The sequence below is a fragment of the Paraburkholderia agricolaris genome, from assembly GCF_009455635.1.
Lineage (GTDB): Bacteria > Pseudomonadota > Gammaproteobacteria > Burkholderiales > Burkholderiaceae > Paraburkholderia > Paraburkholderia agricolaris.
The window spans coordinates 1,139,605-1,161,603 of sequence record NZ_QPER01000001.1 but is presented as its reverse complement, the minus strand read 5'-3'; the positions used below and the strand labels follow the sequence as shown (position 1 = coordinate 1,161,603).

General features: G+C 63.7%; 16 protein-coding genes. 6 read left to right on the top strand and 10 right to left on the bottom strand.

Annotation, left to right across the window (positions count from 1 at the left end; translation table 11 throughout):
• Nucleotides 1-30 precede the first annotated feature (30 nt).
• From GH665_RS05310 to iolB, 4 genes are read left to right on the top strand one after another with little or no spacing between them, the layout of a single operon-like run.
• The gene (locus tag GH665_RS05310) at nt 31-2,097 is read left to right on the top strand and encodes a bifunctional 5-dehydro-2-deoxygluconokinase/5-dehydro-2-deoxyphosphogluconate aldolase (protein ID WP_174771700.1); all 2,067 of its coding nucleotides are present in this window, start codon (nt 31-33) and stop codon (nt 2,095-2,097) included.
• The gene (gene iolD / locus GH665_RS05305) at nt 2,094-4,067 is read left to right on the top strand and encodes a 3D-(3,5/4)-trihydroxycyclohexane-1,2-dione acylhydrolase (decyclizing) (RefSeq protein WP_153134958.1); all 1,974 of its coding nucleotides are present in this window, start codon (nt 2,094-2,096) and stop codon (nt 4,065-4,067) included. The genes GH665_RS05310 and iolD overlap by 4 nt, the downstream gene beginning before the upstream one ends.
• Nucleotides 4,068-4,077: 10 nt before the next feature.
• Nucleotides 4,078-5,001 carry a myo-inosose-2 dehydratase gene (gene iolE, locus GH665_RS05300; RefSeq protein ID WP_153134957.1) on the top strand — a complete coding sequence of 308 codons (924 nt, stop codon included), beginning with the start codon at nt 4,078-4,080 and terminating at the stop codon, nt 4,999-5,001.
• Nucleotides 4,998-5,798: a 5-deoxy-glucuronate isomerase gene (iolB, locus tag GH665_RS05295; RefSeq protein ID WP_153134956.1), complete on the top strand. Its 801-nt coding sequence runs from the start codon at nt 4,998-5,000 to the stop codon at nt 5,796-5,798. The genes iolE and iolB overlap by 4 nt, the downstream gene beginning before the upstream one ends.
• A gap of 639 nt (nt 5,799-6,437) precedes the next feature.
• Here iolB and GH665_RS05290 read toward each other — a convergent pair.
• The 9 genes from GH665_RS05290 to GH665_RS05250 all read right to left on the bottom strand — a co-directional run bounded on the left by GH665_RS05290 (nt 6,438) and on the right by GH665_RS05250 (nt 16,520).
• Nucleotides 6,438-8,852 carry a hypothetical protein gene (locus GH665_RS05290; protein ID WP_425496030.1) on the bottom strand — a complete coding sequence of 805 codons (2,415 nt, stop codon included), beginning with the start codon at nt 8,850-8,852 and terminating at the stop codon, nt 6,438-6,440.
• Between the two features lie 473 nt (nt 8,853-9,325).
• The gene (locus GH665_RS05285) at nt 9,326-10,039 is read right to left on the bottom strand and encodes an ABC transporter ATP-binding protein (RefSeq protein WP_030101388.1); all 714 of its coding nucleotides are present in this window, start codon (nt 10,037-10,039) and stop codon (nt 9,326-9,328) included.
• Nucleotides 10,036-10,788 (bottom strand): ABC transporter ATP-binding protein, encoded by a 753-nt coding sequence (locus tag GH665_RS05280; protein ID WP_153134955.1) that lies wholly within the window; start codon nt 10,786-10,788, stop codon nt 10,036-10,038. Before GH665_RS05280 ends, GH665_RS05285 begins: the two co-directional genes overlap by 4 nt.
• Nucleotides 10,785-12,074, bottom strand: coding sequence for a branched-chain amino acid ABC transporter permease (locus GH665_RS05275; protein ID WP_153134954.1), 1,290 nt, complete (start codon nt 12,072-12,074; stop codon nt 10,785-10,787). Before GH665_RS05275 ends, GH665_RS05280 begins: the two co-directional genes overlap by 4 nt.
• The gene (locus GH665_RS05270) at nt 12,067-13,005 is read right to left on the bottom strand and encodes a branched-chain amino acid ABC transporter permease (RefSeq protein WP_153134953.1); all 939 of its coding nucleotides are present in this window, start codon (nt 13,003-13,005) and stop codon (nt 12,067-12,069) included. The genes GH665_RS05275 and GH665_RS05270 overlap by 8 nt, the downstream gene beginning before the upstream one ends.
• 4 nt (nt 13,006-13,009) lie before the next feature.
• A complete protein-coding gene (locus tag GH665_RS05265; RefSeq protein ID WP_153134952.1) occupies nt 13,010-13,459 on the bottom strand; it encodes an acyl-CoA thioesterase in 450 nt (149 codons plus the stop codon).
• Between the two features lie 3 nt (nt 13,460-13,462).
• Nucleotides 13,463-13,993, bottom strand: coding sequence for an NUDIX domain-containing protein (locus GH665_RS05260; protein ID WP_153134951.1), 531 nt, complete (start codon nt 13,991-13,993; stop codon nt 13,463-13,465).
• 66 nt (nt 13,994-14,059) lie between these two features.
• On the bottom strand, nt 14,060-15,091 hold the full coding sequence (locus GH665_RS05255; RefSeq protein WP_030101385.1) for a threonine aldolase family protein: 1,032 nt from the start codon (nt 15,089-15,091) through the stop codon (nt 14,060-14,062).
• Between the two features lie 133 nt (nt 15,092-15,224).
• A complete protein-coding gene (locus GH665_RS05250; protein ID WP_153134950.1) occupies nt 15,225-16,520 on the bottom strand; it encodes a YbfB/YjiJ family MFS transporter in 1,296 nt (431 codons plus the stop codon).
• Between the two features lie 118 nt (nt 16,521-16,638).
• On the opposite strand from GH665_RS05250, the gene GH665_RS05245 reads away from it, so the two are divergent.
• Nucleotides 16,639-17,547, top strand: coding sequence for a LysR family transcriptional regulator (locus GH665_RS05245; protein ID WP_153134949.1), 909 nt, complete (start codon nt 16,639-16,641; stop codon nt 17,545-17,547).
• Nucleotides 17,548-17,726: 179 nt separating this feature from the next.
• Here GH665_RS05245 and alaS read toward each other — a convergent pair whose 3' ends face one another.
• Nucleotides 17,727-20,351 (bottom strand): alanine--tRNA ligase, encoded by a 2,625-nt coding sequence (gene alaS / locus GH665_RS05240; protein ID WP_153134948.1) that lies wholly within the window; start codon nt 20,349-20,351, stop codon nt 17,727-17,729.
• 409 nt (nt 20,352-20,760) lie between these two features.
• Between alaS and GH665_RS05235 the strand changes: the two genes are divergently transcribed.
• Nucleotides 20,761-21,981, top strand: coding sequence for a CaiB/BaiF CoA transferase family protein (locus GH665_RS05235; protein ID WP_153134947.1), 1,221 nt, complete (start codon nt 20,761-20,763; stop codon nt 21,979-21,981).
• The last annotated feature ends 18 nt before the right edge of the window (nt 21,982-21,999 follow it).

Here is a 21,999-nt window from a genome sequence, read left to right as displayed (position 1 = left end):
ACGCCCGCGTTCAGCTATTCAGGAATATTCATGGATCATTCCAGCACATCCAGCGCGACCGGCAACACGAACAGCATGGCGTCCACGTCCGCAGTCGCGGCGACGGCCAGCCGCTTCGCGCCGGACCGCAGCCGCGACATCATCTGTCTCGGCCGTCTTGCCGTCGATCTGTACGCGCAGCAGGTCGGCGCGCGGCTCGAAGACGTGTCGAGCTTCGCGAAGTATCTCGGCGGTTCATCGGCGAATATCGCGTTCGGTTGCGCGCGGCTTGGGCTTGCGGCGGCGATGCTGGCGCGTGTCGGCAACGATCATATGGGCCGTTTTCTGACCGAAACCCTGACAAAGGAAGGCTGCGATGTCAGTCATGTCCGCGTCGATCAGGAGCGTTTGACCGCGCTCGTGCTGCTCGGTTTGAAGGATCGCGATACGTTTCCGCTGATCTTCTATCGCGAGAACTGCGCGGATATGGCCGTGGATGAAGCGGATTTCGACGAGGCGTATATCGCGTCGTCGAAATCGCTGCTGATTACCGGCACGCACTTTTCGACCGAGCAGGTGAACCGCACGAGCCGCCGCGCGCTGGATTACGCACGCCGCAATAACGTGCGCACTGTGCTCGATATCGACTATCGCCCGGTGTTGTGGGGTCTCACGGGCAAGGCGGATGGCGAAACCCGCTTCGTCGCGAGCGAAGGCGTGACCGCGCATCTGCAACGCATTCTGCCGTTGTTCGATCTGGTGATCGGCACCGAGGAAGAATTCCGCATCGCAGGCGGCAAGACCGAACTCGTCGAAGCCCTCGCGATGGTGCGCGCCGTGACGCCGGCCACATTGGTTCTGAAGCGCGGGCCGATGGGCTGTCAGATCATCGATGGCACAGTGCCTGCAACGCTCGATGACCTGCCGGTTCATGGCGGCGTCGAAGTAGAAGTGCTGAACGTGCTCGGCGCGGGCGACGCCTTCGCATCGGGCTTCCTCTCCGGATGGTTACGCGATCAGCCGCTCGACGCATGCGCGCGCTCGGCCAATGCGAGCGGCGCGCTCGTCGTCTCGCGTCACGGCTGCGCGCCCGCGATGCCGACACCCGCCGAACTCGACTACTTCCTGCGCGAAGCCAAGGCCGATCCGCAACGCATGCGCCGCCCCGACCGCGACGCAACGCTCGCACGCCTGCACCGCGTCTCCCCTGCCCGCAAACAATGGGACGAAGTACTCGGCTTCGCGTTCGACCATCGCAACCAGTTCTTCGAACTCGCGCAGCAGACCGGTGCAGACGAAGCACGTATCGCGCAACTGAAAAGCCTGTTTGTCGAAGCCGTTGCGCAGACGGAGGCGACCTTGGGGCTGCAGGGCCGCATCGGCATGTTGAGCGACGACCGCTACGGTCAGGACGCGTTGAACGCCGCCACCGGCCGCGGCTGGTGGATCGGCCGGCCGGTCGAGCTGCCGGGCTCCGTGCCGCTCGTGTTCGACCACGGCCGTTCGGTCGGCACAACGCTGGTCGCGTGGCCGCAGGAACATATCGTCAAATGCCTCGTGCAATTCCATCCCGACGAACCGGTCGAACAACGCCTCGAACAGGAAGCCCAACTGCGTGCGCTTTATGACGCGACGCAAGCGAGCGGCCACGAATTGCTGCTTGAAGTCATTCCGCCGAAGCACGCGCATCTGCCGCAGGCGCCGGACATCGTCTATCGCGCGTTGAAGCGGCTGTACAACATTGGCATCTATCCGGAATGGTGGAAGCTCGAACCAATGGACGCCGCACAATGGCAGGCCGTCGACGCGCTGATCGCCGAGCGCGATCCGTACTGCCGGGGCGTGGTGCTGCTCGGTTTGTCGGCGGGTGTCGAGCAATTGAACGAAGGCTTTCGCGCAGCTGCGCAATCGGCGACATGCCGTGGCTTTACCGTGGGCCGCACGATCTTTCACGAGCCGAGCCACGCGTGGCTCGCCGGTGAGATCGGCGACGACGAACTGATCGCACGGGTGCGTCGCACGTTCGAAACGCTGATCGCGTCGTGGCGTGCGACGCGCGGAGCGGCAAGCGCGCAATCCACCACGGCGAGCCAGGCACATCAGGAGCAGGCGGCATGAATCAGCGTGTATTGCACCATGACGCGGCGTCCGCTAACGACGCCACCCAGGCACATGTGCCGTCAGGCGGTACCGTCCGCTTGACGACCGCTCAAGCGCTGGTTCGCTACCTCGCCGCGCAACAGGTTACAACCGAAGACGGCACCGGCACCGAGCCGCTTTTTGGCGGCGTGTTCGCGATCTTCGGGCACGGCAATGTGGCCGGCATCGGCGAGGCCCTGTATCAGCACCGCGAAGCGTTGCCCACGCTGCGAGCGCACAACGAACAGGCGATGGCGCACAGCGCGATTGCCTATGCGAAGGCGCATTTCCGCCGCCGCATGATGGCCGTCACGACGTCGATCGGACCCGGCGCGACGAATCTGATTACTGCCACCGCGCTCGCTCATGTGAACCGTCTGCCCGTGCTCCTGTTACCCGGCGACGTGTTCATCTCGCGCGCGCCCGATCCGGTGTTGCAGCAGGTCGAAGATTTCCACGACGGCGGCGTCTCTGCTAACGATGCGTTCAAACCGGTGTCGCGCTACTTCGATCGCATCGTACATCCGGCGCAGTTGCTCAATGCATTGCCGCGCGCCTTGCGTGTGCTGACCGACGCTGCGTTGTGCGGTCCTGTCACGCTCGCGTTGCCCCAGGACGTGCAGGCGCAGGCGTGGGATTTCCCGGCCGACTTCTTTGCGCCACGCGTTGTCACCTTTCACTCTCCTGCCCCGCGTGCCGAAGATATCGACGCGGCGGTTGCCCGTCTGCGCCGCGCCAGGCGTCCACTGATCGTTGCCGGCGGCGGCGTGCTGTATGGCCGCGCGACCGATGCCCTGCACCGCTTCGCCGCCGCGCACGGTATTCCGGTAGCGGAAACGCAAGCCGGCAAGGGTTCGCTCGCGTGGAACGACCCGTTGAACGCAGGCGCGTTGGGCGTGACCGGCTCGCCTGCCGCCAACGCGCTGGCCCACGACGCCGACTGCGTGCTTGCCATCGGTACGCGCCTGCAGGACTTCACCACCGGTTCAAACACCTTGTTCACGCAGGCCGATGTGATCGGCATCAACGCCAATCCGTTCGACGGCATCAAGCATCGCGCGCTGGCGGTCGAGGCCGACGCACGTCTTGCCCTGGATGCACTCGCCGAACCCCTGCAAGGCTGGCACGCGGACCGCTCATGGACCGCCCGCGCGCACAAACTCGCGGCGAGCTGGCGCGACACCGTGAGCACGCTCACGCACGCGCCGCAACGCGACACCGTGCTGCCTTATGAAGGCGACGTGATCGGCGCGGTGCAGCGTTCGAGCACGCGCTCCGCGCTGGACGACATCGTCGTTTGCGCGGCGGGAACCTTGCCGGCCGAATTGCACAAGCTATGGCGCGCCGGCAAACCGGGCGCGTATCACGTCGAATACGGCTACTCGTGCATGGGCTACGAGATCGCCGGTGGGCTTGGCGTGAAGCTCGCGCGGCCGGCGCGTGAAGTGATCGTGATCCTCGGCGACGGCAGCTATCTGATGATGAACAGCGAGATCGCGACTTCGGTGATGATCGGCGCGAAGTTGATCGTGGTGGTGCTCGACAATCGCGGCTACGGTTGCATCAACCGCTTGCAACAAGCCTGCGGTGGGGCGCCGTTCAACAACCTGCTCGACGACTGCATGCAGGGCCCGCTCGGCGCACCGAAGATCGACTTCGCCGCGCATGCGCGCGCGCTCGGCGCAGAGGCCGAGCATGTCGCGAACATCGGCGAACTTGAAAGCGCGCTGCAGCGGGCGCGCGCCGCCGATCGCACCTACGTGATCAGCATCGACACCGATCCGGCCCGCACCACTGATGAGGGCGGCTGGTGGTGGGAAGTCGCCGTACCCGAGGTATCGGCACGCGACGCCGTGCGGGCCGCGCGTTCGCAATACGATGCGCAACTCGCCGCACGCGCCGCGCCGACGGATCCGGGCGACCGCCCACGCCATATCGACAACGAATGAGGATGCTCGCATGACTGCTTTCGACGTACGTATCGGCATCAATCCCTTGTCGTGGATGAACGACGATCTGCCATCGCTTGGTGGCGAAACACCGCTCGAAGTCGCGCTGACCGAAGGGCGCCAGATCGGCTATCAGGGCTTCGAACTCGGCAACAAGTTTCCGCGTGAGCCGCAGGCATTGAAGGCGCTGCTCGCGCAATACGATCTTGCGCTGGTGTCCGGCTGGTACTCCGGACGACTCGCGCGACGCAGCGTGGAAGAGGAAATCGCCGCGGTCGGACCGCATCTCGAGTTGCTGGCGCAGAACGGCGCGACCGCGATGGTCTACGGTGAAGTGGCCGATTCGATTCAGGGGGCACCACAACCGCTGTATCAACGTCCACGTTTTTTCAGCGACACGCAGTGGGCCGCGTATGCGGCGCGCGTCGACGAATTCGCGCGCTATACGCTGAGTCGCGGCGTGCGGCTGGCGTACCATCATCACATGGGCGCGTATGTCGAGACGCCGGCTGACGTCGATCAGCTGATGTCGCGTACGAGCGACGCCGTCGGCCTGCTGTTCGACGCGGGGCACATTACGTTTGCGGGCGGCGATCCGCTCGCGGTACTCGACAGGTACATTGACCGCGTATGTCATGTGCACTGCAAGGACGTTCGACCGGCGGTCATGAAGCTCGCGCGCAATCGCAACTGGAGTTTTCTCGACGCGGTGATTAACGGTGCATTCACGGTTCCCGGCGATGGCGCGGTGAACTTTCCGGCGCTTATCGACCGGTTGAAGCGACACGGTTATCGTGGCTGGCTGGTGGTTGAAGCGGAACAGGATCCGGTGGTGGCGCCGTCGTACGAGTATGCGCAGCGGGGTTTCAAAACGCTGCGAGCATTGGTCGATGCACCGCTCGACGCGGGCGGTGCGACGCAGGAGGCAGCATGAGTTTATTGGTGAAGGCGCAGCGCGAGGGCCAGACGATCGTGCGGGTGACGCCTGAGTCGGCGTGTTGGCGGTATGTGGGGTTTGCCGCTTACCGGCTGGGCGCGAGTGAAGTTGTTCACGTGTTCGAGCCGTCGCGGGAGGTTTGCATTGTGGTGCTCACGGGCGCGGTGGATATTGAAACGGCTGACGCCACATGGAGTTCGCTGGGTTCGCGCGATAGTGTGTTCGAGGATGCTGCGCCGTATGCGGTGTATTTGCCGCCTGGCGTGCGGGCGACGGTTCGGGCTTGTCGCGATGCGGAGGTTGGCGTGGCTAGCGCGCCCGCTAAGGGTGAGTATCCGGCGAGGTTAATCGAGCCGTCTACGATGAAGCGTTCCACGCGTGGGAAGGGGCTAAATACGCGATACGTATGCGATATTCTTCCGCAGACTGAGCTTGCGGAGTCTTTGCTGGTGGTCGAGGTTCGCACGCCTGGGGGGCATGCTTCAAGCTATCCGCCGCATAAGCACGATACCGATAATGTGCCTCATGAGAGTTCGCTCGAGGAGACTTATTATCATCGGCTCGATCCGCCGCAGGGGTTTGCTTTTCAGCGTGTTTATACCGATATGCGGGATATCGATGAATCGATGGCGGTTGAGAATCACGATGTTGTAATGGTGCCGCGTGGGTATCATCCGGTTGTTGTTCCTTACGGGTATGAGTCTTACTATCTGAATGTTATGGCTGGGGGGCAGAGAGTTTGGCATTTTCGCAATGATCCGGCGCATGAGTGGATTATTAATAAGGATGGGTGAGGTTTTTGCCTGATCGGCGGGTTTTGGTGTTGATCTGGCTCTTTGGCCTTTCCTTGATTTGTTAGTGGTCTATTAGCGTTGCCCCTGTGCGGGGCGGCACCTACTTCTCTTTGCCGCCGCAAAGAGAAGTAGGCAAGAGAAAGCGGCTCAAACCGCTAATTCTTAAGCGGGTCCCCCGCACAGTAGCGGTAGTGGTGCATCTGGAATCCGGGCCCTCGCACACTCCGCGTTCGTGACAAAGCGCTCATCAGCTCCCACTCCGCACTGCGTGCGTCGCGGATGGGTCTGCCAGGGAAACCAGGCCGGCGCTTTGTATAACTGATGGTTTTCGGAACCGGGTTTCGGCGGCGCAGCGCCGCCGGAGGTATGACGGCCTTGTCACTAGCGCCGAATGTGCGAGGCGACAGATTCCAGATGCACCACTACCGCTACTGTGCGGGGGACCCGCTTATGAGCTAGCGGGGTGAGCCGCTTTCTTTTGCCTACTTTTCTTTGCGGCAGGCAAAGAAAAGTAGGTGCCGCCCCGCACAGGGGCAACGCTAATAGACCACCAACACAACAAGGAAAGGCCAAAAGACCACCCCCAGAACAGACAAAACAACACAGCAAGGCACCGCCAGGAAAATCCAACCCTTTCTGTTATTTCCTGGCAGCCAGATCAACCTCTAACCCCCCATCCACCCCCATCCTGACAATCCCTTTAGAAACATCCCTCCGATACCCATAAAGATCAAACTTCATCACCCCAGGATTAGAACTATCCCGAATAAAAGTCCGGGCATTCGTGACCAACGAATTAAACATCTTCACGTCCCCAGACTCGATCCACACAAAGCTCTTCGCCGCGCCAGCAGGCGGCCTCGCAGCCACAACCGAACTATCCCGTTTGAACTTCAACACCAACCCCTCATCAGTCACCGTCGCGCTAGCCAGCCGCCCCTGCAGAACCGGCGGCGGAAACACGGTGTACTGATCGAACACCAGTTCGTTACCCTTCAACGCCACACCCTTGCGCGTAAAAGGCGTCAACGACGCCAACGGAATATCCAACGCCCGCAACAACCCCGCCTGCGGCACACCCAACACCTTCACGGACGTGGGCTCATAGACAAGATGCCGCTCATCTTTCGCCACAATCGTGCCACTCATCGTCGTGGGCAGCCACACACCGGGAAAGTGATTCCACAACTTGATCCCGCCCGTCACTTCCAACTTGCCGTCCACCGGCTTCAACTGCAAATCGTTCAGCGAACGCGGCTCATAGTCGAGCAGGTAATCGTTGAACAACGCCGCCATCGCGGGCCACGGCTCCACCACCTCGCCCCCAATGATGCGAATGTCGTACTGGTCGGGGTCGTCGAGGTCGACCGGTTGACCCGGCTTCTTCGGCACCATCTGCGCATCCAGCGAACGCACATGAAAACCAATTCGACCTGATACGTAGAAGTCGACATTCTCGACGTGAATCAACGGCGACGGTCCCGGCGAGTGCCGCTCGTCGACGATCGCAGAACCCGGTGTCGACATGCTCTGCCCGGAAAACGCCGCCCGTGTGCCGACCGGAATCGCATGTGCAGCCGACGCGGTCCGCATGGTCTGCGGCACGTGTTGCCAAACGAGACGCGCCTGCGCGAGCGACGCCTGTTGCGCACGAATGAAGCTGTCGTTATAACGCGCGCCCGCACTGCCCATCTGCGTCGGCGCGTCTTTCGCCGCGCTGGCTAGCGTCGGATACGACGGCAGATGCACATCCAGAGCGCCCGCTTCGTCGAAAGTAAAGTAGCCGGCCGCCATCTGGTCGCGATAGTGGTACAGATCGAGCACGAACGGCGCGTTGGTATCGAGCGGGATCAACGCCATGTCGATGTTCATCGGCATGGAACGCATGAACTTCACGTCGCCGCCCTGCACCAGCATGCCGCGCGGCGGCATCGTCGCGGGCCAATCGATCTTCTGCACCGTATGGTCGTCGAGCGTGAAGCGCACGCCCGCGGCACTAGTGTCGATCCGCGTGATCGTCATGCGCAATGCGGGTGGCGGCGTCAGCTTGGCCACCTGCATCACGACGTCGTCACCAGCGAGACGCGCGATCGGCGTGTCCACTTTCAAAAGGTCAGCCATCTTCACGTGCGCGGCCTGCATCAGCCTGTCGGCACCGACCCCGGCCACCTCGACGTGATCGGCATGGAACACGAGTTCGTCGGCGTTGCGCATCGACAGCGATCCAGTCAGCACGATCGGCACCCACGTGTCGCGATGCATTTCGCCCGTGATGCGCAGCGTCCCTCCATCTTGCGGCATGACGCGCATATTGCGCAGCGGCGAGCCCTGGTACTGGAACAGGTAACGGTCGAAAATCGCGGTGAGCCTGGCGCTGTCGAGCGTGACATCGCCACGGTGAACGTTGATCGTCACGCTGGTCGGGTCGTCGAACACGATCGGCTGGCCGGCGCGCGCCGGGGTCAGCGTCGCCGCCATGTCGTGAATCATGAAGCCGATGTCGCCGGTCACGCGAAAGTCGACATCGCGCGCGAACATCAACGAACCGTCGATACCGGAATCGCGCAGCGTCAACGGACGGCTGCGCTTCTCGGTCATGCCGCTCGCAGACGGTACGCGCTCAGCGACACGCTGCTCGTCGGCCAGTTGTTTCGCTTTGACAACCTCGAGCGTGGGACGCGATGCGGAGGCGGGTTGAGCAGCGCTCGCGACGGCGCCGTTGGAGGCACCCGCGGCGTTGGCGACGAGTCCCACGTCCGGCTGCGATTTTGCAGTCAGCGGGCTATCCTTGTTGCTCACGACGTTCGCGCTCGCGCTCGTTTGCGTCGACGGCGCGGATGCCGCGTCGCCGGTCGTGGAACTCGCGTCGGCGCATGCGGACATCAGCAGGGCGGCAGTCACCAGCGCAGTACCCGCCCCGGCACGCGTACGCCATATTTCTCGAAGCGGCGCTTGCGCCATTCGAAGCGGCAGCATCCTTTGCAGCGGTCGCAACGAAGCCTGCGCCGGCACGCCATTAGCCGATCGTTCGCCCAATGCGCCTGTTCTTTTCATGATGTCTCCTCCTTGAGCCGCGGCGCGTCTCTCGCGTATCCGGCACGGCATGGTTCGTCGCACATACGCCGGCTTTAAACACCGCGCCGCCGTTGCGCGCCTTTAACCTGATTGTCTTGATTTGTCGGCGCGCTGCCGACAAGATTTCTGGAGGACGCTCACCAAACGATCAAGCGTTTGAATCGCTCCACCGAATCGCCGAAGAGCCCCACGCGTCGGGCTTGAGCAGCCCACGCGAAAACGGGATTCAAACGGCATCCTGGAAGCGATCTGGGCGCGCGGTGAGGTGCACGCGCATTGCGTGGCGTGTGAGGTGTACTTCAGGGCGACAAAACGGCCGCAATTTCTAATGCGGCGCTGCAATAAACCGCGGTTCCGACGCTCGCCGGTTGAACGGGCACGGGGGCACGTGACGCACGACGACGCTCCAGAAATGCGCTAGCGGAATAGCAATCGCGGTGCGGTACGCCCGGCTAACCCACGCCGAGCCATTCCTGCATCACATCCGGCCGCCTCACAAACGACGCGAGCGCGTCATCGAAGACAATTTCGCCGTGCCCCATCACCGCCACCCGACTGGCAATGTCCTGCGCGATCACCAGCCGCTGTTCGATCAGCAGCATCGCCACGCCTCGATCGCGCAACCTCCGCAGACACTGCGCGACCTGCCCCATCACCTGACCGGCCAGCCCCTCGCCGGGTTCGTCGACCACCAGCAGATCGGGGTCGCCGAGCAAGGCCCGCGCGAGTGTCAACATCTGCTGCTCGCCGCCCGATAACGCGCCGGCGCGCGTGCGCCTTCTTTCGCGCAGGACGGGGAACAGTTCGTAGGCGTCGTCAAAGGTAAAGCGTGAGATGCGCTCGCGTGCACGCGGTGCCACACCGAGTTGCAAATTCTCATGGACGCTCAGCGCCGGGAAGACGTCGCGATGCTCGGGTACGTAACCCAATCCCAGGCGGGCGATCTCGAAGGTGCGCAAGCCGCCGAGCGCATGGCCGGCAAAACGCAACTCGCCCTCGCTGCGCACGAGCCCCATGATCGCGCGCGCCAGCGTGGAACGCCCGGAGCCGTTGCGCCCGACCAGCGCGACGACTTCGCCCGGCTCGATCTGCAATGTGACGCCATGCAGGGCCTGGCTCGCGCCATACCAGGCGTCAAGCTGGCGGATGTCGAGCAAAGCGCTCATGTAGGGAAACCGTCGCCAAGATAAGCCGCGCGCACGGCCGCATCCGCGCGAATCGCCGCCGGCGTGCCGGTCGCGATGATGCGGCCTTGCACCAGCACGGAAATGCGGTCGGCGATCGCGAACACGGCGTCCATGTCGTGCTCGACCATCAGAAGCGTGCGCCCCGCAGTGGTCGAGCGAATCAGTTCGATGGCGCGCGCCGCTTCGGCGCGGTTCATGCCGGCGGTAGGCTCATCGAGCAGCAAGGTGTGCGCGCCGCCGGCGAGCGCGAGGCCGAGGTCGAGCGCACGCTGCTCGGCATAGCTCAGTGTGCCGGCGAGGTTATTTCGCCGTGCGCTCAAACCGACTGCTTCGAGCACCTGCTCGGCGCGCGCGTCGACCGTGCGTGAGCCGCTGAAACGCTGCCACCAGCGCGTACGGTCGCGTTCGCCCAGCATGGCCGCGCAACGCAGATTGTCGAACACGCTGAGGCGAGCGAATACGCTGGTGGTCTGGAAGCTGCGCGCAAGGCCCCGGCGCGTGATCGCGGCCGGTGCGAGACGCGTGATTTCCGCGCCGAACAGATCGATGCGCCCAGCGTTCGGCCGCGCGCCCCCGGCGATCAGATTGAAAAGCGTCGACTTACCCGCGCCGTTCGGGCCGATCAATGCGTGGCGCTCGCCGGGCTCGATCGCCAGATCGACGCCGCTCAGAATCCGCGTGCCGCCAAAGCGTTTTTCGATGCCGTAGACCGCGAGGGCTGGAATCATCGCGCGCCTCCGGCGATCGGCGTGACAACGGTGCGAACGGCAAGGCGTGCCTGGGCGCGAATCGCGTAGCGTGCGGCGAGTGCTCCCGGCGCGGCCAACAAGAACACCACAGCGCCGAGCCACAGATGCGGCGAGCCCGTCTCCAGCGGTACGCCGGCAACGCTGAAAAACGTGCCGTCGTCCGCGCCAAATTGCACGGCGTACGCCCATTGCACCGCAAGCACGACGGCCAGCGTCCACAGCATCGCTGACGCCGCTCCCCACAGATAGGCCTTACCGCACGCGCGCCAGCCGTAGGCAGCGACGCGAGCCGAATGCCGCCGCACAAAACCCGCTATGCCATCCGGCGAGCTCACCACGACAGCGATGAAGAACAGCCCCAGATAAAACAGCCACGCCCGGGTGACGCTCGCCACCGCGACACTGAAAAAGGTCAGGATTATCGCCCCCGCGACCGGCCCGAAGAATGCCCCGGTACCGCCGATCACCGTCGCGATCAGCACGGCGCCGGAGCGCATCATGCCGACACTTTCCGTCGACACCAGTTCGACGTTGATCAGCCCCAGGGTGCCGGCAATACCCGCGAAGAACGCCGACATCACCACCACGCCATAGCGGATGCGACGCGGATAGCAGCCGATCGCCGCGGCGCGCGCCGGGTTGTCGCGCACGGCGTTGGCGAGCCGCATGAACGGCGTGCGCGACAGCGCGAACATCGCCACGCTCGCCAGCACACACCACAGCGCGATCAGCGCATACGCTTCGCGCGCCGGGCCGAAGTTCCAGCTTGCGAGCATCGACCCGCTCGTGCGATCGATCGGCACACCGGCCTCACCGCCGAACCAGTCAGGCAGCGTCCACGCGGCCGCGGCGACGAGTTCGCCGATACCGAGCGTGATCATCGCGAAAGCCGTCCCGGCACGCCGCGTCGACACGAAACCGAACACGATCCCGCACAGCGCGCCGCCGAGGCCGCCGATCAACGGCAGCAGTACGAGCGGCACACCAACGCGGTTGAACACTTGCGCCGCGATGAGCGCACCGAGGCCGGAATAAGCGGCGTGACCAAAGGACAGTAGCCCGGTTTCGCCAAGCAGCAGGTTGTACGACAGCGCGAACACGATCATCGTCGCGGTCTGCGCGAGATAGGCGAGCAGCCAGCTTTGCGGCCAGACAAAGGGCGGCACGGCGAGGAACAGGACAAGCGCAAGCCATGGCGCGAAGCTACGCACCACTGAGCGAGTCGAGATCCCCGGTGTGGCGACCTGTTCAAGCGGCTCACGCATGATCGTCACGCCGGCCGAACAGTCCCCGCGGGCGCAGCGCCAGCATCGCGACAAGCAGCAGATACGGAATCAGCGGCGCGAGTTGCGCAAGCGTGAGCGTGTCCCATGCGGGCGGCAGCGCGTCGCCGAATACCGCGGTGAGATCGCCCAGCGACACGTCGCTCGCCACCGCGAAAGTCTGCACACAACCGACGATCAGCGAAGCCGCCAGCGCCCCGCTCAGCGAGCCGAGGCCTCCGATCACCACCACCACGAATACGATCGAGCCGAGCGAATCCGCCATCGCCGGTTCAATGACGAAGATCGGCGCGCCGATCACGCCGGCCAGCGCGGCGAGCGCGGTGCCCGCCGCGAACACACCGGTGAACACGCGCGGCACGTTGTGGCCGAGCGCTTCGACCGCGCTTGCATGCGTGAGCGCGGCACGCACGATCAACCCCGCCTTCGAGACGCGCAGCACCGCATAGAGCACCGCCAGCATCGCCAGCGATACCGCCATCATGAAGGCGCGATAACGTGCGAACGCCGCACCGTAGACCGTGAACAGCGGCCCGTCGAGCACGGCCGGCACAGTCGCGCCAAGCGGACTAAGACCCCAGCCGAGCTTGACCAGTTCGCCAAGCAGATACGCGGCGCCGAATGTCAGCAGCAACTCGGGAAGATGGCCGTGCACCCGCACGCGGCACAGCAGCCAGCGCTCAAGCGCCGCGCCGATTACGCCGACGATCAGCGGTGCGATCACCAGCGCACTCCAGAAACCCGCATGCGCCGCCACCGAAAAGCCGACGTACGCGCCGAGCATATAGAAGCTCGCGTGCGCGAAATTCAGCACGCCGAGCATGCTGAAGATCAGCGTCAAGCCTGCCGACAACATGAACAGCAGCAGGCCGTAACTGACACCGTTGAGCAGATTGATGACGAACGACTGCACGCGCCTATTCCGCCTGCACAGCGACGCTCAGCGGTTCGAGCGCCGCGCGCAGACCGGCGGGCAACGTCACCGGACGGCGTGTCACGCGATCCACATACACGTGCACGAAATGGCCCTGAGCGGCGGGTTGATCTTCGCCTTCCTTGAAGAGACCCACTTCGTAGCGCACGCTCGAGGTGCCGAGCCGCACCACTCGCAGACCCGCTTCGACCCGTTCCGGAAACACCAGCGGTGTGAAGTAATTGCAGTGCGTCTCGACCACGAGGCCAATCGTCGCGCCGTGCTCGAAGTCGAGCACACCAGCGCGGATCAGATACTCGTTCACCACCGTGTCGAAGTAGCTGTAGTAGACAACGTTGTTGACGTGGCCGTAGACGTCGTTGTCCATCCAGCGGGTGGTGATCGGCAGAAAATGCGGGTAGGCGCTGCGCGCGGCGGGGGCGGGTTTGTTCATCGCTTACTGCCCCGGCTTTTCGACAAACTCGAACGGCAAGCCGCGCCGCCGCATCCATTCGCCGAGCGCCTGACCGGTGCCCGCGCGCCATGGCCGCAATTTGGCCGGTTCGATCAGCCGGTATTCGAGCAATTCCGGCGACAACGCGACCGTGCCATACGCCTTCACGTGATACGCGATGATCAGTTCATTCTTGCGGATGAATTCGTACACGCCGATCAACTCGACCGTCTCTGCGTGCAGCGAGGTTTCCTCGAGCACTTCGCGAGCAATGCCCTCTTCCGGCGTCTCGCCGTTTTCCAGAAAGCCGGTGATCAGCGCGAACATGCCTTCGGGCCAGGCGGCGTTGCGCGCGAGCAGGATCTTGCCTTCGTATTCGACGATCGCGGCCACCACCGGCAACGGATTATTCCAGTGGACGTAGCCACATTCCGTATCGGGACAGCTCTGGCGAATCCGGCCGCCTTCGTGTTCGGCATCGGCGCGCTCGATCAAAGGCTTGGCGCAACGCGGACAAAATTGATAATCGGTCATGGCGAGTGGGTCGTTTCTTATGTTCTGTGTCTGATTGTCTTGTTCCAGCGCGGACGCAACGTGGTGTCAGGCCACGCACAACTCGCGCACTTCCGCCGCGAAACGCTCGACGGTTTCCGGCTGCGTGTCCCAGGCGCACATCAGCCGGCAACCGCCCGCGCCAATGAACTCGTAAAACTTCCAGCCGCGTGCGCGCATTGCCTTGGCGGCCTGCGCGGGCAATTGCGCAAAGACCGCGTTCGATTCTGTCGGGAACATGATGCTCACGCCGGGGATTTCCTGCAACCGCGTTTGCAACAGTTGCGCCATCGCGTTCGCATGACGCCCGTTGCGCAGCCAGACGTCGTTATCCAGCAGACCGAGCCACGGAGCGGAAATGAAGCGCATTTTCGACGCGAGTTGGCCGGCCTGCTTCAGACGGTAGGCAAAATCGTCGGCGAGCGAGCGGTCGAAGAACACCACCGCTTCACCGACGGGCAAACCGTTCTTGGTCCCGCCGAAGCACAACACGTCGACGCCCGCGCGCCACGTGATCTCGGACGGATGCACGTCGAGCGCGGCGACCGCGTTCGCGAACCGCGCACCGTCCATGTGCACTTTCAGCTGACGCCGTTTGGCGATCGCCGCGATCGCGCGCACTTCCTCGACGGTATAGACCGTGCCTACTTCCGTCGACTGGGTCAGCGTGACGACCTTCGGCTTCGGGTAGTGAATATCGGCGCGGCGCGTGACGACCGCTTCGATCGCATCCGGCGTGAGCTTGCCGCTAACGCCCGGCGCGGTCAGCAGCTTCGAGCCGCCCGAGAAGAATTCGGGGCCGCCGCATTCATCGGTTTCGATGTGCGCGAGTTCATGGCAGATCACCGAGTGATACGACTGGCACAGCGACGCCAGCGCCAACGAATTGGCGGCCGTGCCGTTGAACACGAAAAACACTTCGCAATCGGTCTGAAACAGATCCCGCAGACGATCGCAGACCTGGTTGGTCCACGAGTCGTCGCCATACGCCGGTTCGTGGCCGCTAGTGTTGGCGGCGATCAGCGCGGCGAGCGCTTCGGGGCAGATGCCGGCATAGTTGTCGGACGCGAAATGTTGCATGGCGGGCGGCGCGCCCGGCGAGAGGCGCACTGTGATGACCGGAAAGCGGTCATTTTAGTGCGCTGGTGGCTAATTTGTTTTTCAACCGTGAGGATTGGCGGGGCGAGCGCCCCTGCGCCGAACGGGAAGACCGTTAGTTGCAGCCGTAATCGGGCATCCGGCCACGGCCACGCGGCATGCGTGCCACGATGATCAGCCCGACCGCACCCAGCAGTAAAGCTGCTGTCGCGAGCCATAAAGCCGGCGAAAAAGACCCTGTGTGTTCGGCTATCGGTGCGGCCACCAGCGGGCCGACGATCTGGCCTACGCCATACGCCGCGGTCGCATAACCCATCAGACCGGCCGCATTGTCGCCGTGCAAACGCCGTGCTTCGCGCATTGCGAACAGGGTGATCGCCGTAAACGGCAGACCGATCAGGATGCTGCCCAGCGAGAAACCGCCCGCCGTCGGCCAGACGATGCCGAGCGCAATGCCGGCCGCCTGCAGCACGTAGCAGCTGGCGAGCAGCGTACGGTTGTCCCAATGCGCCGGCAGGCGTGCCGCGAGCAATGCCCCGACGATCAATGCCGCGCCGAACATCGGCCAGAACAGATCAGGCCAGGGCGAGCCCGGCAGCGCGTGGCGCGCGATTACCGGCAGAAACGTCGCGGTGATGATGTAGCCGAAGCCGGGCACGCCGTACAACAGGACCAGCCAAAGGGCATCGGCGCGATGGGAGGAATGGCTCGTGGGGACGCGTTGGCCGGCGGCGGAGCTTGGGCCCGCACGGGTGGCCGCGGTTGCGCTGCCCGTGGCAGCCGCGGCGCCTTCTGCGGCAATGTGGTGCACTGTGCCGAACACGGGCCAAACCGTGATCGAGAGCACGGCAGCAATAAGCCCAAAACCAATCCAACCCGCTGTTGCGCCGTAGCCGCCCGCAGCACTGACCAGCAAACCCGTCCCGACAATGCCGACGCCCGGCCCGGTATAGATCACCCCGCCCCATCCGTGCGCGCCCAGTTCGGCAAGCCGCCGCAAGCCCCACTGCGAGGCGAACACGAAGGTCCAGGCGCTGATCGCGCCGGCGACGAAACGCACGACAGCCCAAAGCCAGAATTGGCTTGTTGCGCCCATGGCCAACGTCAGCAAAACTGTCCCCACAAGCCCCATGCGCACCATGCGTGCGGGTTCGACCCGCAGTGCCGCACAGGTGAGTGCTCCGACGAAATAGCCCGCGTAGTTAAACGAGGCGAGCCAGCCGCCATGCTGGATATCGATCTGCGGCTGGCCGAAGGCGCTGCCGTGCAGCATCAGCGGCAGGAGCGGCGTGAATGCGAAACGTCCAATCCCGAGCACCACGGCCAAGGTCACCATGCAGGCAAGCGCCGCGCGGCGGGCAGCGTGGCGTTCAGCAGAGGTGTCGTGCGCGCTGGAAGCGAGGCTGTTCATGAGTAGACAGTAAAGGGATTCGCACCGGCGGTCGCCGGTTTCTTCAATCCATACTAACTTGACCTTCGGATCATGAAAAATGAATAATTAGGATACCAACCATCGCCAGGAGAGAACCATGGATCTGGCCGCCTTGACCATTTTTCGTGCTGTCGTGCGTGAAAACGGCGTGACCCGCGCCGCTGCCAAGCTCAATCGCGTGCAATCGAACGTCACGACGCGCATCAAGCAACTCGAGGAGCAACTGGGGACCGACCTGTTCATCCGCGATGGCCGGCGCCTCGTTCTGACGCCCGCCGGCGAGACGCTGCTGCCCTACGCGGAGCGTCTGCTCGCGCTCGCCGACGAGGCACGTCATGCGCTGCGTGAGGATCGGCCGAGCGGGCGCCTGCGTCTGGGGACGATGGAAAGCGTGGCGGCAACGCGCCTGCCTGGCCTGCTCGCGCGCTATCACCAGCAGTGGCCGGATGTGGCGCTGGAACTCGAAACCGGCACAACCGGCAAGCTGATCGAGCGGGTGCGTGAATTCGAAGTGGATGCAGCGTTGATGGCAACGCCGCTGGATCCTGCCGCGCTCGGTGAATTGTTCGAGACGGTGCCGGTTTTCCGCGAAGAACTGGTGATGCTGTCGCCGCGCGGCCATCGGCCGATTCACGAGGTGCGGGATATTGCGTTATCGACGCTGATCGCGTTCGAGCGTGGCTGCGCTTACCGGTCGTATATCGAGAAGTGGTATCTGAAGCATGATGTGAGACCGGCTCGCGTTCTGGAGCTTGGCTCGTATCACGCGATCGTGGCTTGTGTCGCCGCCGGCGCGGGGGTGGCCGTGGCGCCGCGATCCGTGCTCAATCTGCAAACCGATGCGAGCAATATTGCGGTTCACGAGCTTCCCGATATTGGCGCAATCGAGACGCTTCTCGTCTGGCGACGGGGGCATTTTTCGTCCGCGCTCAATGCGCTGCGGCAAACGCTTGTGTCGGGAGGGGATGCGGTGGGGGTGCCTGCTGCAAAGGTGGGTGTTGCTTGAATTTATGCCTGAATTTATGCCTGGTTTTATGTCTGGTGCGTGGCCAGCGTGGCGGGGAACGCTAACCCCGCGGTAATCGGCCAAGTGGATACGCGGCAGTGCACGCGAAGTCCAGAAACAACTTGGGCCACGGGGACGCAAAAAACACCGGCGTCCCGCGTGGCCCGATCAAACCCGAATCAAAGCTGGGTTTCGACCCAGGCCTTCACGCCTGCCAGCGCCGCAGGCAGATTCGCCGGTTCGGTACCGCCGGCTTGCGCCATGTCCGGCCGGCCGCCACCCTTGCCGCCGACTTGCTGGGCAACGAAGTTGACGAGTTCACCGGCCTTGACCTTCTTGCTGGCGTCCGCCGTCACCCCGGCGATCAGGCTAACCTTGCCGCCCTCGACCGAGGCCAGCACGATCGCCGCGCTCTTCAGCTTGTCCTTCAGCTTGTCGACGGTCTCGCGCAGGGTTTTCACATCCGCGCCTTCGAGCGTTGCAGCCAGCACATGCACGCCGGCCACTTCGATTGCCTGACCGGCAAGCTCGTCGCCCTGGCTCGAAGCCATCTTCGACTTCAACGCGCTCAGCTCTTTCTCCAGCGACTTGACCTGATCCTGCACCTGCGTGATCCGCTGCGTCAGCTCCGACGGTTGCGCCTTCAACACGGCGGCAGCCGCATTGATCCGCGCGTCGAGATCCTGCACGAAACGCACGGCGTTATCGCCAGTGATCGCTTCCACGCGACGAATACCGGCAGCCACGCCGCCTTCCATCACGATCTTGAAGAGACCAATGTCGCCCGTGCGATGCACGTGTGTACCGCCGCACAATTCGCGCGAAAAACCGAGGTCGAGCACGCGCACTTCGTCGCCGTACTTTTCGCCGAACAACGCCATCGCGCCGCCCTTCACCGCTTCGTCGAACGGCATGACCCGCACGATGCCCGGCGCGTTCGCCAGCACTTCCGCATTGACGATCGCCTCGACCTGACGGATCTGCTCGTCGGTCATTGGCGCGTTGTGCGCGAAGTCGAAACGGGTCTTGTCGGCATCGACCAGCGAACCCTTCTGCTGCACGTGCGAGCCGAGCACTTCACGCAGCGCCTTGTGCATCAGGTGGGTGGCCGAGTGATTGCGTTCGGTGCGGGCACGACGCACCGCGTCGATTTCCGCCTTCACGACGTCGCCGACTTTCAGCGTGCCCTGCTCCAGCGTGCCGTGGTGGCCGACCACGTCGGCTTGCACCTTCAACGTGTCGGTTACCGCGAAGCGCACGCTCGCGTTCGCCAGCACGCCCTGGTCGCCGACCTGGCCGCCTGACTCCGCGTAGAACGGGGTGTGGTCCAGCACGACGACGGCTTGCTGGCCGTGATTCACTTCCTTCACTGAGGCGCCATCGACATACAGCGCGATCACCTTGGCGTCGTCGAAGACGATTTCTTCGTAGCCGTGGAACGTGGTCTTCGCGCCCGAGTATTCGAGGCCCTGCGCCATCTTGAACTTGCCGGCCGCGCGAGCCTGTTCGCGCTGACGCGCCATGGCTTCGTCGAATGCAGCCTCGTCTACCGTCACTTCACGTTCGCGGCAGACGTCTGCCGTCAGATCGAGCGGAAAACCGTAGGTGTCGTGCAGCTTGAATGCGAGTTCGCCGTCGAGCGTCTTGCCGCCCTTCGCTTCCAGATCGGCCAGCGCGCTTTCGAGAATCGACATGCCGTGCTCAATGGTCTCGAAGAAGCGCTCTTCTTCCTGGCGCAGCACGTCGATCACGCGTTGCTCCGCGTCCTTCAGTTCCGGATAGGCGGCGCCCATTTGCGCGACGAGGTCCGGCACCATGCGGTGGAAGAACGAACCCTTCTTGCCCAGCTTGTAGCCGTGACGGATCGCGCGACGCACGATACGTCGCAGCACGTAGCCGCGGCCTTCGTTGCCCGGAATCACGCCGTCGACAATCAGGAACGAGCAGGCGCGGATGTGATCGGCAATCACCTTCAGCGAATTGTTGGTCAGATCGCTCACGCCGGTTTCGCGGCCCGCAGCCTTGATGAGCGCCTGGAACAGGTCGATCTCATAGTTGCTGTGAACGTGCTGCAAAACCGCGGCGATGCGCTCGAGACCCATGCCGGTGTCGACGCACTGCTTGGGCAGCGGCGTCATGTTGCCTTGCGCGTCGCGGCTGAATTGCATGAACACGAGATTCCAGATCTCGATGTAGCGGTCGCCGTCTTCCTCAGGAGACCCCGGGGGGCCGCCCCACACGTCCGGGCCGTGGTCGTAGAAGATTTCCGAGCACGGGCCGCAGGGACCGACGTCGGCCATCTGCCAAAAGTTGTCCGACGCGTAGCGCGCGCCCTTGTTGTCGCCGATGCGGATGATGCGCTCGACCGGCACACCCACTTCCTTCGCCCAGATGTCGTGCGCTTCGTCGTCTTCGTGATAGACGGTGACCCACAGCTTGTCTTTCGGCAGCTGGTACACGCCCGTGAGCAGTTCCCACGCGTAGTGGATCGCGTCGCGCTTGAAGTAGTCGCCGAACGAGAAATTGCCCAGCATTTCGAAGAACGTGTGGTGACGCGCGGTGTAGCCGACGTTTTCCAGATCGTTGTGCTTGCCGCCGGCGCGCACGCTGCGCTGAGCGGTCGTGGCACGCGCATACGGACGCGATTCCGCGCCGAGGAACACATCTTTGAACTGCACCATTCCCGAATTAGTGAAGAGCAGCGTCGGGTCGTTGCCGGGCACAAGGCTCGACGAGCGAACGATCGTATGGCCCTTCGATTCGAAGAACTTGAGGAATTTCTCGCGGATTTCGGCGGCTTTCATAGCGTGCGGGGGACGGGTTTGCCAGTTCCCTGGCTGTTACCGGCGGCATCAAGGGGATGCGCCAACTGTTTGTTTCTTAAACGACTGATTATACGGGATCGGCGCCCGTGCGCGGCAGCGGCCCCGCCCCGGCCTCGTCGCGTTAGCCATTCAGCCAGGTTTGACCGGGTAACGGGTGACACCGCAAGGTGGGCCGGCCGTCCTATGATGTTCGGCTGACTGCGCCGGCGCGCGGGAATCGCTTAAGATTGCCCCCATTCGCTGCGACATGCGCACTGCGTCATCACTCGCAAATTTTGCAGAGGGCCGGGGTACGCGCCAAAGCGTTAAGTCCGGCCGACCGCTTTGCATGGGGCCGGACTAAGCGCTAAAGCGCCAAGTCCGGCCGACATTGGAGACATTGAAGAATATGGGCGCTCTCAGTCATATCCGCGTGCTGGATCTCACACGCGTGCTCGCCGGGCCGTGGTGCGCACAGACGCTCGCCGATTTCGGCGCCGACGTCATCAAGATCGAACGACCCGAAGTCGGCGACGACACGCGCCACTGGGGGCCGCCGTACCTGAAAACGCCGGAAGGCGCCGACACCCGCGAAGCCGCCTATTACCTCGCGGCGAATCGCAACAAGCGCTCGGTCACCGTCGATATCGCCTCGCCCGAAGGCCAGCGGATCATCCGCGAACTGGCCGCGCACAGCGACGTGGTGCTGGAGAACTACAAGGTTGGGCAGTTGAAGAAGTACGGCCTCGATTACGCGTCGCTCAAGGAAGTGAAGCCCGATCTGATCTACTGCTCGGTAACCGGCTTCGGGCAAACCGGGCCGTATGCGCAGCGCGCCGGTTACGACTTCATCGTGCAAGGCATCGGCGGCTTCATGAGCATTACCGGCGAGCGCGACGGCCAGCCGGGCGGCGGCCCGCAGAAGGCCGGCGTCGCAATCGCCGACCTGATGACCGGTATGTACTCGACCATCGCCGTGCTCACAGCACTCACGCATCGCGACCGAACAGGCGAAGGCCAGTACATCGACATGGCGCTGCTCGACGTGCAGGTGGCCATGCTGGCCAACATGAATTCGAATTACCTGGCGAGCGGCCAGCCACCGGTGCGCTGGGGTAACGCTCATCCGAACATCGTGCCCTACCAGACCTTCCAGACCAGCGACGGCTGGATCATCGTCGCGGTCGGCAACGACGGCCAGTTCCGCAAGTTCGTCGAGGCGGGCGGCCGCCCCGAACTCGCGGACGACGCGCGATTCGCCACCAATCCGGCGCGCGTGCGCCACCGCGACGTACTCGTGCCGATTCTGGCCGACATGGTGCGCCTGCAGGGCAAGCAGCAATGGATCGCCGCGCTGGAAGCGGCGGGTGTGCCGTGCGGGCCGATCAACGATCTGGGCGAGGTGTTCGAAAACGAGCAGGTGGTGGCGCGCGGCATGCGGGTCGATCTGCCACATCCGTCGGGCGGCACGGTCAAACTGGTGCGCAATCCGATCAACATGACCGGCACGCCGCCCGAAGCGCTGGCTCATCCGCCTATGCTCGGCGAGCACACCGACAGTATCCTGCGCGACGTGCTCGGCTATGACGAAGCACAGATTGCCCGACTGCGGGACCAGTCGGTGATTTAAGGATGGCTGAGGTGGAGG